Annotated in this window: 12 protein-coding genes; 7 read left to right on the top strand and 5 right to left on the bottom strand. The window is 68.1% G+C overall.

Annotated elements, in window-relative coordinates; all coding sequences use genetic code 11:
* Positions 1-49: 49 nt before the first annotated feature.
* Both C3V38_RS00240 and C3V38_RS00235 read right to left on the bottom strand, forming a co-directional pair.
* Positions 50-1,087: a methionine synthase gene (locus tag C3V38_RS00240; RefSeq protein ID WP_106384842.1), complete on the bottom strand. Its 1,038-nt coding sequence runs from the start codon at positions 1,085-1,087 to the stop codon at positions 50-52.
* Between the two features lie 20 nt (positions 1,088-1,107).
* A complete protein-coding gene (locus tag C3V38_RS00235; RefSeq protein ID WP_061227675.1) occupies positions 1,108-2,100 on the bottom strand; it encodes a putative oxygenase MesX in 993 nt (330 codons plus the stop codon).
* 125 nt (positions 2,101-2,225) lie between these two features.
* On the opposite strand from C3V38_RS00235, the gene C3V38_RS00230 reads away from it, so the two are divergent.
* The 6 genes from C3V38_RS00230 (at position 2,226) to C3V38_RS00205 (ending at position 6,701) form a co-directional block, all read left to right on the top strand.
* Entirely contained in the window at positions 2,226-3,173 is a 948-nt protein-coding gene (locus C3V38_RS00230; protein WP_043567952.1) for a LysR family transcriptional regulator, read from the top strand.
* Positions 3,174-3,331: 158 nt separating this feature from the next.
* Complete coding sequence (locus C3V38_RS00225; RefSeq protein WP_007631358.1) at positions 3,332-3,856, top strand: DUF1877 family protein; 525 nt, start codon at positions 3,332-3,334, stop codon at positions 3,854-3,856.
* 248 nt (positions 3,857-4,104) lie between these two features.
* Positions 4,105-4,545: a YtoQ family protein gene (locus C3V38_RS00220; protein WP_063935310.1), complete on the top strand. Its 441-nt coding sequence runs from the start codon at positions 4,105-4,107 to the stop codon at positions 4,543-4,545.
* A 37-nt stretch (positions 4,546-4,582) separates the two neighbouring features.
* Complete coding sequence (locus C3V38_RS00215; RefSeq protein ID WP_061914292.1) at positions 4,583-5,269, top strand: mismatch-specific DNA-glycosylase; 687 nt, start codon at positions 4,583-4,585, stop codon at positions 5,267-5,269.
* A gap of 51 nt (positions 5,270-5,320) precedes the next feature.
* Complete coding sequence (locus C3V38_RS00210; protein WP_061227611.1) at positions 5,321-5,626, top strand: monooxygenase; 306 nt, start codon at positions 5,321-5,323, stop codon at positions 5,624-5,626.
* A gap of 10 nt (positions 5,627-5,636) precedes the next feature.
* Positions 5,637-6,701: an RluA family pseudouridine synthase gene (locus C3V38_RS00205; RefSeq protein WP_232303019.1), complete on the top strand. Its 1,065-nt coding sequence runs from the start codon at positions 5,637-5,639 to the stop codon at positions 6,699-6,701.
* A 68-nt stretch (positions 6,702-6,769) separates the two neighbouring features.
* On the opposite strand, the gene C3V38_RS00200 is transcribed toward C3V38_RS00205, so the two are convergent.
* Positions 6,770-8,656, bottom strand: a complete 1,887-nt coding sequence (locus C3V38_RS00200) for an MFS transporter (protein ID WP_106384841.1) — start codon at positions 8,654-8,656, stop codon at positions 6,770-6,772.
* A 330-nt stretch (positions 8,657-8,986) separates the two neighbouring features.
* On the opposite strand from C3V38_RS00200, the gene C3V38_RS00195 reads away from it, so the two are divergent.
* Positions 8,987-9,358, top strand: a complete 372-nt coding sequence (locus C3V38_RS00195; protein WP_061227613.1) for a carboxymuconolactone decarboxylase family protein — start codon at positions 8,987-8,989, stop codon at positions 9,356-9,358.
* A 22-nt stretch (positions 9,359-9,380) separates the two neighbouring features.
* Here the strand turns inward: C3V38_RS00195 and C3V38_RS00190 are convergent, their stop codons facing one another.
* Together C3V38_RS00190 and C3V38_RS00185 are read right to left on the bottom strand one after the other, a co-directional pair.
* Positions 9,381-9,803 (bottom strand): hypothetical protein, encoded by a 423-nt coding sequence (locus C3V38_RS00190; RefSeq protein WP_129591143.1) that lies wholly within the window; start codon positions 9,801-9,803, stop codon positions 9,381-9,383.
* A 141-nt stretch (positions 9,804-9,944) separates the two neighbouring features.
* Entirely contained in the window at positions 9,945-12,179 is a 2,235-nt protein-coding gene (locus C3V38_RS00185; protein ID WP_106386296.1) for an NADP-dependent isocitrate dehydrogenase, read from the bottom strand.
* Positions 12,180-12,324: the final 145 nt, after the last annotated feature.

The following is a 12,324-nucleotide window of genomic DNA, read 5'->3' as shown; positions in this document are numbered from 1 at the left end:
GGCATCGCATGCAGGGCGGGGCCGGCGCTCGCAGACCCGGCCCGATCCGTCAGGCGTGAGAGGTGACGAGCTCCTCGCGGACGAGGCGTGTTCCAGCGCTGAGTGCGCTGAGCTTCGCGAGTGCGACGTCCCGCGACAAGGGCGCCATGCCGCAATTGGTGCTCGGCAGGAGCTTGTCCGCGTCCACGAACTCGAGCGCGCTGCGGAGCGTGTCCGCGACCTCCTCAGGAGTCTCGACCTTCTCGCTCGCCACGTCGATCGCCCCGAGCATGACCTTCTTGCCGCGCAGTAGCCCGACCAGGTCGATCGGGACGCGGGAGTTATGGGACTCCAGAGAGATGATGTCGATACCGGACTGCTGCAGGAGGGGAAACGACTCCTCGTACTGCCGCCACTCCGAGCCGAGCGACGCCTTCCAGTCGGTGTTGGCCTTGATCCCGTAGCCGTAGCAGATGTGGACGACGGTCTCGGCGCGCAGTCCTTCGGCCGCGCGTTCCAGGGCCGCCACGCCCCAGTCCTTGAGCTCGTCGAAGTAGACGTTGAAGGCCGGCTCGTCGAACTGGATGATGTCGACCCCCGCGGCCTCGAGGTCTCGCGCCTCCTGGTTGAGGATCGCCGCGAACTCCCACGCCAGCGCCTCGCGGCTGGAGTAGTGGCGGTCGTACAGCGTGTCGATCATCGTCATGGGCCCGGGGAGAGCCCACTTGATGGGCTTGTCGGTCTGCTGCCGCAGGAACGTCGCGTCGTCCACGAAGACCGGCTTCTCGCGGCTCACGGCGCCCACCACGGTGGGCACGCTGGCGTCGTAGCGGTTCCGGATGCGCACGGTCTCGCGCTGCTCGAAGTCGACCCCGTCGAGATGTTCGATGAAGGTCGTCACGAAGTGTTGCCGCGTCTGCTCGCCGTCGCTGACGATGTCGATGCCGTGATCGCTCTGCTCCTTCACGGCGATACGCAGCGCGTCCTGCTTACCTTCGATCAGCTCGGGGCCCTCCAACCTCCAGGGCGACCAGAGGGTCTCCGGCTGTGCTAGCCACGACGGCTTGGGCAGGCTGCCGACGGTGGTGGTGGGCAGGATCGGGGACATGATCGACTCTCCTCTGGTGCTCATCCGACGAGCACCGGGTAGCGGGCGGCCCACTGTTCGAGCTGCGCTCGGTGCGGCTTCATGAGGGCTTCCTCCGTGAACCTGCCCTGCGCCTTGCCGAGCCGGTTGCGCTCCTCGCGGTCGTACACGATCGGGGTGGGCGAGAAGTCGCCGTGATCCAGGGTCGGGCGGTAGACGTCCGCGGCAGGGGAGTGAGCGTTGTAGATCTCCGGACGGTAGATCTTCTGGAAGGTCTCCATCACGCTGATGGTGCCGATGAGCTGCAGGTCCGTGTAGTCGTGGAGCAGGTCACCGCGGAAGTAGAACGCGAGCGGCGCGACGCCGCCCGGTGGCATGAAGTACCGGACCTCCAGCCCCATCCGGGCGAAGTACTCGTCGGTCAGCGAGAAGTCGTCCTGCTGGTACTCGGTACCGAGGACGCGATGGTGGTGTCCGGTCCGGCGGTAGGTCCGGCTCGTCGACACGCTGATGCAGATAACCGGCTCCGCGGAGAAGCGCTCCCGGTACGCCTCCGAGGCGACGAAGCGCTGAAAGAGTCTGCCGTGCAGGTCGCCGAAGTCGTCGGGCACGGTGAACTCAGCGGTGTTCTCGTTGGCCGCCGGCAGGAGAACGCTGAAGTCGTAGTCCCGGACGTAGGACGAGAAGTTGTTCCCCACGATGCCCGGGTGACGCTCACCGGTGTCCCGGTCGAGGATCTGGACGTCCAGGACCTCGATCAGCGGGAACCGCTGGCTCTCGCCTGCCGAGGTGAACTGCAGATCCGCGGACACGATCTCCAGCTCGACGGTGTAGCGGTCCCGGCTCGGGTCGTGCCGGCCGGCGAGTCCGTTGAACCGGTCGTCGATCATGGCGAGGGCGCGGCGGAGGTTCTGCCGGCGGTGCTCGCCCCGTGCCAGGTTGGCGAAGTTCGTGGTGGTGCGGGAATTCTCCGACGGTGAGTAGTCCTCGTCGAAGCGGGTGGTGGTGATGCTGAACGCGAAGTCGTCCGACATGTACATCCAATGCGGGTCTCGATCGGCCGGGCTCGGCCTTGCGGAAAATCTGTGCCCTCATCCTGCAGCCCCAGTTCAGGCATCGGGTAACTACCGTTTGCTATGCGTCTCTATAGTCTGTGCCTATGGGCAGGGCATCCAGGGGCATCACGCTGCAACAGTTGGAGTACTTCATCGAGGTCGCGGCGGAGGGGTCGATCACGGGCGCGGCGGAGCTCCTCTACGTCGCCCAGCCGACCATGTCCGCCGCGATGAAGGACCTCGAGTCCAGGGTCGGGCGCACGCTGCTCTCGCGGTCCGCCCGGGGTGTGACGCTGACCGAGGAGGGTGCGGAGTTCCTCGGCTACGCCAGACAGGTCGTCGAGCAGATGTCCCTGCTCGAGCAGCGGTATCTCGGCCAGCCACCGTCCCGCCGACTGCTCGGGGTCTCCGCGCAGCACTATTCCTTCGTGGTCGAGGCGTTCATCAGAATGGTGCGGTCCGCTGACGTGGAGCAGTACGAGTTCTCTCTTCGCGAGACGCGGACCTGGGAAATCATCGAGGACGTCCGGACGCTCCGGAGCGAGGTGGGCATCCTGTACCGCAACGACTTCAACCGGAAGGTCATCGACAAACTCCTGCGCGATTCCGGTCTCGTCTTCCACCCGCTCTTCGCGGCGGTCCCGCACATCTTTATCTCGAGGAAGAACCCGTTGGCCGCCCGCGAGCGGGTCACGCTCGGTGACCTGACCGACCTGCCCCGGCTCACGTTCGACCAGGGGGCGAACAACTCGTTCTACTTCGCCGAAGAGATCCTCTCCACCCTGTCGAGCAAGCGGGAGATCCGGGTCGCCGACCGCGCGACCATCTTCAATCTGATGATCGGACTCGACGGGTACACCATCTCGACCGGCATCATCAGTGACGACCTCGACCCGGAGATCGTGGCGATCCCGCTCGACGTGGACGAGAGCATCGAGATCGGCTGGATCAGCCACTCCGGCATTCCGCTCACCGAGCAGGCGCTGCGCTACCTGGCCGAGGTACGGGCCGTCGTCGCGGACTACGGAATCGACCTACTCGACTCGCCGTGACGCGGGTCGGAGTCTCGGCTTACTGTTCAGCGCTCGTCGCCTACACCACCGCGTGACCGGCCCGCTGGTTCTCCACAGGCGAGCCGAAGCCGGATCCTTCATCCACAGGTGGCCGCGCACGAGCTTCTCAGCACGTCGCTCTCCGCGATGCTGGGCTCATGGGAATCCGTTACTACGCATATGCCTTCGACGCCGACGCCACCCAGGGCGTGCTCGCCGACCCGCGCGCCTACATCAGCGCCGACCCCTTGGCGGATGCCTGGGGTTTTCCGCCCGGGTCCACGGTCGCCGCGACCGACTTTCGACAGGGCCCTCGGGAGGAGGACATGCTCTACCTGGACAAGGCGTGGAGAAATCTGCAGTTGATGACGTCACCGTCTGATCCGACTGACGAACCCCGCCCGGCGTATCGCATGTTCGAGGGCGACGTGACGCCGCTCGCGAACTGGGAAGGGTGGCTGCCGTGGGTTCGGGCGATCCCGCCAGAGGACGTCGCCCCGATCGCCGATGATCTGGACACACTCACCCGTGCGGACTTCGTTCCCTGTCTGCCCCCTCGTGACGGAGATGAGCCGGGCAACGAGTCGGAAGCGGAGTACGTGGACCACTACGTGAACCGGACGAGACGATTCCTCCGCGGACTCGAAGAGTCCGGCCGGGGCTTCGCGTACCTGATCGGGTAGCGGGGAGCACGGCTTCCCCGGGCCGACCGTCGTGCCCGGGGGAGCCGTGCCAGTCTGCGCCGCCACAGCAACTGCGCGGATACGCTGCCCGCCTGATCACAGTCCTCCCCACATCGAGCTCACCGCATCGCACTGGGGGCCTGACCGGCACGGCCGCCACGGGTGACGTTCTGGCGAGGAGATGAGTCGATTCTCAGGCTCGCGGGGGTGAAGTTGCCGCGGTCGCCGCACTCATGGATGGTGTGGTCATGAGCTTCACCGTGTACCTGTCCGGCGAGATCCACACTGACTGGCGCGACCAGATCCGGAGCGGCGCAACGGCCGCGGGCCTCGATGTCACCTTCACCGCGCCGGTCACCGACCACCCGGCCAGCGACGCCGCGGGCGACCACCTCGGCGAGACCGACAGCCCCTTCTGGCGCGACCACCAGTCGGCGAAGGTCAACGCGATTCGTACGCGCACGTTGATCGAGCAGAGCGACCTGGTGGTGGTGCGGTTCGGGGAGAAGTACAAGCAGTGGAACGCCGCCTTCGACGCCGGCTACTGCGCGGCCCTCGGCAAGCCCTACGTGACGCTCCACGATGCGGAGATCGTCCACCCGCTCAAGGAGGTCGACGCGGAGGCCCAAGCCTGGTGCACGACCACCGACCAGGTGGTGGAGATCCTCCGCTACGTGCTCGAGGCGTGAGTCCGGCAGCGCCCACGACGGGTGTGACGCTGTCGCCGTGGGCGTGAGGGCGCGACCCCGGCGGCCCTCCCCGCTGCGGGGTCGGCGACCGACGAAGCAGGATCTCGCCGCCTTCGCCGATCTGCAAGAGGACGGCGTCGACGACGTCCTGCCGGTCGACCCCGGCGCGCTACGGCTGCTCATCGTGGGCATCAACCCCGGCCTCTGGACCGCGGCCGTCAACGCGCCCTTCGCACGGCCCGGCAACCGCTTCTGGCCGTCTCTCCATCGCGCCGGGCTCACCGACGACCTCGTCGACGCCTCGGCCGGACTCTCCGACGCGGACGAGGGAAAACTCCTCGCGGCCGGCATCGGGATCACCAACCTCGTCGGGCGCGCGACCGCGCGCGCGGACGAGCTCTCCCGCGAGGAGCTGCGGGAAGGTGGAGCGCGTCTCGCGGAGCGCGCGAAGATGCTGCGCCCGGGGGTCGTGGCCATCGTGGGGATCACCGCGTTCCGGACCGCGTTCTCCCGCCCCGGCGCGACCGTGGGAAGGCAGGACAGCACGACACTGCCCGGGTGGCCGGAGGGCGTCGAGCTGTGGGTCGTGCCGCAGCCCAGCGGGCTGAACGCCCACGAGACCATTGATTCGCTCGCCGAGCACTGGCGACGGGTGTGGGCTGAGGCGCAGGCCCGCGCTCCGCACCCCGGGCAGGCGGAGGACGTCGGTTCACCGGAAAGCTGATCCATCCACCAGCGGTATCCTGGTGTTTCGAGACGGGCCGGGAGGGCGACGATGGCTGTAGTGGTACAGGTGAACTTCTCGATGCGCGGCCCCTGGGGCGCGGAGATGGCGGAGGCGTTCCGAGGGCTGGCGGAGTCGATCAACGCCGAGCCGGGTTTCCTCTGGAAGGTGTGGATCGAGGACGAATCGGCCGGCCGGTCCGGAGGGATCTATCTCTTCGACACCCGCGCGAACGCCGAGGCCTACGTCGCGATGCACACCGAGCGTCTCGCAGGCTTCGGGATCACGGACGTGAGTGCCATCTTCTCGGACGTCAACGAGGACCTGAGCACGCTCAACCGCGCCAGGCTGCCCTGAGCCCGCCGAAATGACGTCACAGCGCGCGGCAGGCGGCCGGCCCCCGCCCGCCCGCCGTCTGACCGCGCCGACCCCCGTCCCGGCCACGACCACGGTCTCGCGACCGGCCGCCACCATTGTCGTCGATGAAGGGCACGCCGGCCGTCGGCTGGACAAGTTCCTGCGATCCCAGCTCAGGGGTGTGCCGGCGGGGCTGCTGTTCAAGCTTCTGCGCCAGGGCAGGCTGCGGGTGAACGGTCACCGAGCCGAGCAGAACTACCGGCTCGCCGAGGGCGATGTGATCGACCTCCCCGCGATGCAAGCCGGGGCCCCCGCCACGACGGTGACGCGGCCACCTACCGCCCTACTCGACCGGATGGCCAAGGCCGTCCTCTACGAGGACTCGAACCTACTGGTGGTGGACAAGCCCGCCGGGGTGGCCGTGCACCGAGGCTCGGATATGCCCGCCGGCGTCATCGAGACGCTGAGATTCCTCTGCCCCGACCTGCCCGGTCTCGAGTTGGGCCACCGGCTCGACCGCGACACCTCCGGGGTCCTGGTCCTTACCAAGACCCCGCCGATGCTGCGTCATCTCCACGAGATGCTGCGCGATCGGGAGAAGGAGATCGAACGGCATTACCTGGCGATCGTCGCGGGGCAGTGGCCTGCGAACCTCAGGGTGCTGGAGGCGCCGCTCCGGAGGCGAGACGCCGATGTGGTGGTGGACCCGCGGGGCCAGCGCGCGGAGACCCACGTCAGGGTCCGAAGGCGCGTGGGGGACTGGGCCACCCTGGTGGACGTGCGGCTTTTCACCGGCCGCAAGCATCAGATCCGCGTCCATCTGCAGCACGCCGGACATCCGATCGCCGGCGACGACCGGTACGGCGACCCCCGGTTCGACAGTGTGGTCGCGTCGCGTGGCGGTTCCGGGCTCCACCTACACGCCGCGAGGATGGTCATCCCGCTGCCCGACGGCCGCGACGTTGTGGTGTCGGCGCCGATGCCGGAACGGTGGCGGCGGGTGCTGGGCACCCCGGCGACGGGCGGTGCCGGGCGGGGGTCTCGTCGCAGCAGGCCGGTACGCAGCGGACGCTGACAGAGACCACCGCGCCCCCGTCGGAACATTTCGGCGGGGGCGCGGTCGGCTGAGGCGGGCGTGTCGGCTCAGTGAGCGGGAACGGCTGCCGACTCCGTCGACCCGGCGCGTGAGTCCAGGTAGCTGGTGATGGCCAGTCGGTTGATCGCCAATCTGCTGACGATGCCCACCATCGCGCCTGCGTCCCTGACGACCGGCACCTTCTTGAGGTGTGCGTCCGAGAGCGCGGCGACGGCGTCGGCGATCGAGGCTCCGGCGTCGATCGTCACGACCTCCCGGGTGGCCAACCGCATGACGTTGAGATCCGCGAGGTCCGCCATCGCGTCGACGAGGTCGTCGTCGGCCCCGATCGCGTAGGAGTAGATCGAGGTCGACGACGGGTGCGCCGCCGACAGGTAGCGCATGACGTCGCCGTCGGAGAGGAATCCGACCAGCGCGCCGTCAGCGTCGAGGACCGGGGCGCCGGAGATGCCGCGGACACCGAACGTGGTGAGGGCGTCGAGGACCGTGTCCGTGGAGGACAGTGCGTACACGTCGGTCTTCATGATCGACTCGACGGAGTCGACGGGGCGCGACCCGGTCTCGGACGCCGACGGGCGGGCGGTGCGCGCCGCCCGGTTCGCGGCGAACGCCAGCGCGATCCCGAGGAGGGAGACGATGACGACGACACCGACGGCGCTGCGGAAGCCCGTGAGCAGGGACTCGGACTCGTCGCCCCCGGAGTCGAGGTTGGCGCCGGAGACGGCGCCGTAGATGCCGGCGGCCAGCGACGTGCCCACGCAGCCCGCGATCTGGAAGCTGGTCGAGACCACGGTCACGCCGTGCGGCGCGGAGTCGCGGTCCAGGCTGGACAGCGCGAAGGTCTGCGACGGCCCGATCACCAGGGCGGTGGCCAGGACGGCCGGGATGTAGAGCAGGCCGAAGAGCAGGATCGACGAGTACCCGGCGGCGATGCCGACGCCGGTGACGAAGACCGCCATCACGAGGAAGCCGAGCGGGATCGACCAGCGGCCACCGTGCCGGTCGAACAGGCGGCCGGCCACCGGCCCGGCGACCACGGTGAGCAGGATGCCCGGCGCGAGGGTGAGCGAGGCACCCAGCGGCGAGATGCCCTGAGCCGCCTGCAGGAACAGCGGGATCACGACGTTCATCGCGAAGACGAACACCAGGCCCAGCATGGTCATCGACACGCCGAGGACGAACGCGCGGTTGGAGAACGGTCGCATGTCGATGAGCGGGTGCGCGATCCGACGCTGACGGACGACGAACACCCACAGAGCGGCGAGGCCGATGACCGCCGAGAGCGCGGCGTAGACCGGAGCACCGCCGAACGCGGCCGAGATGCCATAGAGGATGCCGACCAGGCCGACCGCGACGAGCAGGAACGACGGGATGTCCAGTACGGGGCGGCCCAGGTCAGCCACGGTGCGCAGCGCGATCGCGCCCGCGATCAGGACGAGCAGGGTCAAGGCGCCGAAGACCCACAGCAGGGTGGTCCACGGGGCGAACGTCAGCAGCACGCCGGAGAGCACGATCGCCAGGGAAGGCCCCAGGGTGGTCATCGCGGCCATGATGCCCATGTTCAGCCCGAGCTTCTCGCGGGGCGAGACGGCCAGCGTGATGTTCATGCCGATCGGGGTGAGCAGACCCGTCCCGATGGCCTGGAGCAGGCGGGCGATCAGCAGTACCTCGAAGGACGGGGCGAGGGCACCCATAATCGAGCCGATGACCATGACCGCGACGACCGAGACGAACAACTGCCGGGTCGGGAAGCGGTGGTACAGCACGTTCGAGACAGGGACGAACACGGCGGCGACCAGCAGATACCCGGTGGTGAGCCACTGCACGGTGTTCACGTCGACGCCGAAGTCGTTCATGATCGGCGTGAAGGCGACGTTGAGGAAGGCCTCGTTGAAGGTGGCGAGGAACGCCGCGGCGGCGGCGACCGCGATCATCCAACCGGCACGGCCGGGGACAGGCGCAGGGGCAGTATGGGATGAGGACAAGGAGTCTCCTGACGTCCGGCGGGTGGGGTTGATCGACCGTGCCGTGTCAGAAGGTCCCTGCGTGGACCCTCGCGTGTCGTGTCATCGATGCTTGAGTACGGCTGTGAAGCCGACGAACGAAGCTATCACGATTCCGCGTCGTCGCGTAAGCGCGTCCGGGTGATGGACCGGTTCATGGGGGCCCTGCGGGTCCGCCACCCCGTACCTGGCCGGGACGGGCCTACGGGCTGCCCTGTTAGCCTGACCAGGACATTCGCCGATCCATCGAGGAGTATCACCGTGGAACTGAGCATGGACAAGGGCAACCGGTTCGTCGAGGAGACGCAGTCCCCGGAGTCGGCGGCGGCATGGAAGCAGCAGCTGGACGAGTTCGCGCCCGGGGCATCCGACTGGGTGGTCGGCGCGGTGTTCGGTGGAACCTACCAGCGGGACGGCCTGGAGCTCCGCGATCGCCAGATGCTCAACATGGCCGCCCTGGCCGCGATGGGCGGGACAGAGCCGCAACTCACCGGCCACATCAAGACGGCCATCGATGTGGCCGGGATGAGCCGGGAGCAGGTGGCGGAGTGCTTCGTGCACCTGATGCCCTACATCGGCGTGCCCAAGACGCTGGCCGCGATGCGCTGCATGAAGGCCGCGCTCGACAGCTGAACATCTTCTCTTGACGTCACTCCTACGTGGCGCCCGCCCACCCCGGCGGCGGGTCGATCTCCTCCGTGCCGCAGCGCCAGCCGGAGTGGAAGTCCTCGAAGGCAGACGGGGGAGCGCCGATCTCCTCGGCACGGTGCCTCATCGCGGCGAACCAGCGGCAGTAGTCGGCATCGTTGAAGTACCGCACCTGGCTCGGGGAGCCGAGGCCGCGCAGGATCTCGTCCGCCACGTCCCGCGCGCTCGTGCGGATCGAGACGGTGAGGTCCCCGACGTGGGGGAAGGCGCCCTCAGTGACCCGGAACACCGCGTCGTCGTCCCTGGGTGGGAGATCCACCCCGTTCGGGAGGTTGTCGGCGGTGGTGACCTCTAGTCGCCAGTAGCCGACGGGACCGAAGTACGGCAGGGCGCGGATGCCGGCGAACCCCCGGTCATGGAGGTCCTCCACCGCGGCGAGCAGGAGTGGCCACACGTGTCGTGGGGCCGGGTAGTCGGTCGCGTCGGAAACGTCGGTCTCTCGATTCTCCCGGGAAATGGCGCACCGCACCCCGGGGCGGGCCCGGGGTGCGGTGCGGCTGCGGCGTGGAAGTCAGCCGGAGATGCTCGCGAGGGCGGCGTTGAACGTCTCGCTCGGACGCATCGCCTCCTTCAGCTTGTCGATCGCGGGCTGGTAGTAACCGCCCAGGTCGACCGGCTTGCCCTGCACCTCGAGGAGCTCGCCGAGGATGGTGTCCTTCTCAGCGTCGAGCTTGCCCGCCAGCGGCGCGAAGTGGGCCGCCAGGTCTGGGTCGTCGGACTGCGCGGCCAGCTCCTGGGCCCAGTACAGCGAGAGCCAGAACTGGCTGCCCCGGTTGTCGAGCTCACCGGTCTCCCGCGACGGGGACTTCCGGTTCTCCAGCAGTTTGCCGGTAGCGGTGTCCAGCGTCCGGGCCAGGATCGCGGCCTTGGGGTTGTCGTACTTGCGTCCGACGTCCTCGAGGCTGGCGCCGAGCGCGAGGAACTCGCCGAGCGAATCCCAGCGCAGGTGGTTCTCCTCGACGAGCTGCTGCACGTGCTTGGGCGCGGAGCCGCCCGCGCCGGTCTCGTACAGGCCGCCGCCGGCCATCAGCGGCACGATCGACAGCATCTTGGCGCTGGTTCCCAGCTCGAGGATGGGGAACAGGTCGGTGAGGTAGTCACGCAGGATGTTGCCGGTGACCGAGATGGTGTCCAGGCCACGCCAGGCGCGCTCGAGGGTGTACCGCATGGCGCGCACCTGGGACATGATCTGGATGTCCAGGCCCTCGGTGTCGTGCTCGGCGAGGTACTTCTTCACCAGGGTGATGAGGTTGTTCTCGTGCGGCCGGTACGGATCGAGCCAGAAGACGGCCGGCATGCCCGAGGCGCGGGCGCGGTCCACGGCGAGCCGGACCCAGTCGCGGATCGGCGCGTCCTTGACGGTGCACATGCGCCAGATGTCGCCCGCCTCCACGTTCTGGGAGAGCAGGACCTCGCCGGTGGCGGCGTCGACGATGTTGGCCACACCGCCGTGCTGGACCTCGAAGGTCTTGTCGTGGCTGCCGTACTCCTCGGCCTTCTGCGCCATCAGGCCGACGTTGGGCACGGTGCCCATGGTCCGCGGGTCGAACGCCCCGTTGGTCTTGCAGAAGTTGATGATCTCCTGGTAGATCCGCGCGAACGTGGACTCCGGGATGACGGCCTTGGTGTCCTTCTTACGGCCGTCGGCACCGTACATCTTGCCGCCGATACGGATCATCGCGGGCATGGAGGCGTCGACGATGACGTCGGAGGGGGAGTGGAAGTTGGTGATGCCGCGGGCCGAGTCGACCATCGCCAGCTCCGGGCGCGACTCGTGGCAGCGGTGGATGTCCTCGATGACCTCCTCCTTCTTGGAGGTCGGCAGGGACTCGAGCTTGTCGTAGAGATCGCCCATCCCGTTGTTCACGTTGACGCCCAGCTCGTCGAAGAGCTCGCCGTGCTTGGCGAACGCGTCCTTGTAGAACACGCGGACGGCGTGACCGAACACGATCGGGTGGCTGACCTTCATCATGGTGGCCTTGACGTGGAGCGAGAACATGACGCCCGTCTCCTTGGCGTCGTCGAGCTGCTCCTCGTAGAAGTCCAGGAGCGCCTTCTTGCTCATGAACATCGAGTCGACGACCTCGCCGGCCTCGAGCGGCACGGTCTTGAGGACATGGGTCTCGCCGTCCGGGGTCACGATCTCCATGCGGGCGTCGCAGGCGCGGTCCAGGATGATGGACTTCTCGCCGGCGTAGAAGTCGCCGTGGGTCATGTGCGCGACGTGGGTCTGCGACGCCATCGACCACTTGCCCATGGAGTGCGGGTTCGCCCGCGCGTACTCCTTGACCGCCTTCGGCGCGCGCCGGTCGGAGTTGCCCTGGCGCAGCACGGGGTTCACCGCGCTGCCGAGGCAGGAGCCGTATCGCTCGGCGATCTCCTTCTCCTCGGGCGTCTTGGGGTCGTACGGGTAATCGGGGAGGTCGTACCCCTTCTCCCGGAGCTCGGCGATCGCCTTGGTGAGCTGCGGGACGGAGGCGCTGATGTTGGGCAGCTTGATGATGTTGGTGTCCGGGTCCTGAGTCAGACGACCGAGCTCGGCCAGGTTGTCCTGCACCTTCTGCTCGTCGGTGAGTCGCTCGGGGAACGCACCGAGGATGCGCGCGGCCACCGAGATGTCACTGGTCTCGACGGCGATACCGGCGGGCTCGGCAAAAGTGCGGAGGACCGGGAGGAACGCCTCGGTCGCGAGTCGCGGGGCCTCATCGGTGAGGGTGTAAATGATCTTCTGGGGACCTTGGGTCATGGATGTCGACTCTTCTCGTTTCGGGCTGATCGTGTTCTTGTGGAACTGCGCCATCTGGCCGCCCACCATCATCCCCCAGGTCGGACCGACGGTGTCGGAGCCCGGGCGGGCCGATGGGCGCCCCGTTCCGCGCGTACGGACCGGG

The organism is Dietzia sp. oral taxon 368 (assembly GCF_002999155.1).
Lineage (GTDB): Bacteria > Actinomycetota > Actinomycetes > Mycobacteriales > Mycobacteriaceae > Dietzia > Dietzia cinnamea.
Note: the sequence above shows the minus strand (reverse complement) of the source record. Positions and strands in the feature narration are given on the sequence as shown.

Excerpts from the sequence above, each read along its gene's own strand:
- C3V38_RS00240 (WP_106384842.1), bottom strand. The coding sequence starts at position 1,087 with ATGTCCCCGATCCTGCCCACCACCACCGTCGGCAGCCTGCCCAAGCCG.
- C3V38_RS00235 (WP_061227675.1), bottom strand. The coding sequence starts at position 2,100 with ATGTCGGACGACTTCGCGTTCAGCATCACCACCACCCGCTTCGACGAG.
- C3V38_RS00230 (WP_043567952.1), top strand. The coding sequence starts at position 2,226 with ATGGGCAGGGCATCCAGGGGCATCACGCTGCAACAGTTGGAGTACTTC.
- C3V38_RS00225 (WP_007631358.1), top strand. The coding sequence starts at position 3,332 with ATGGGAATCCGTTACTACGCATATGCCTTCGACGCCGACGCCACCCAG.
- C3V38_RS00220 (WP_063935310.1), top strand. The coding sequence starts at position 4,105 with ATGAGCTTCACCGTGTACCTGTCCGGCGAGATCCACACTGACTGGCGC.
- C3V38_RS00210 (WP_061227611.1), top strand. The coding sequence starts at position 5,321 with ATGGCTGTAGTGGTACAGGTGAACTTCTCGATGCGCGGCCCCTGGGGC.
- C3V38_RS00205 (WP_232303019.1), top strand. The coding sequence starts at position 5,637 with ATGACGTCACAGCGCGCGGCAGGCGGCCGGCCCCCGCCCGCCCGCCGT.
- C3V38_RS00200 (WP_106384841.1), bottom strand. The coding sequence starts at position 8,656 with ATGATCGCGGTCGCCGCCGCCGCGGCGTTCCTCGCCACCTTCAACGAG.
- C3V38_RS00185 (WP_106386296.1), bottom strand. The coding sequence starts at position 12,179 with ATGACCCAAGGTCCCCAGAAGATCATTTACACCCTCACCGATGAGGCC.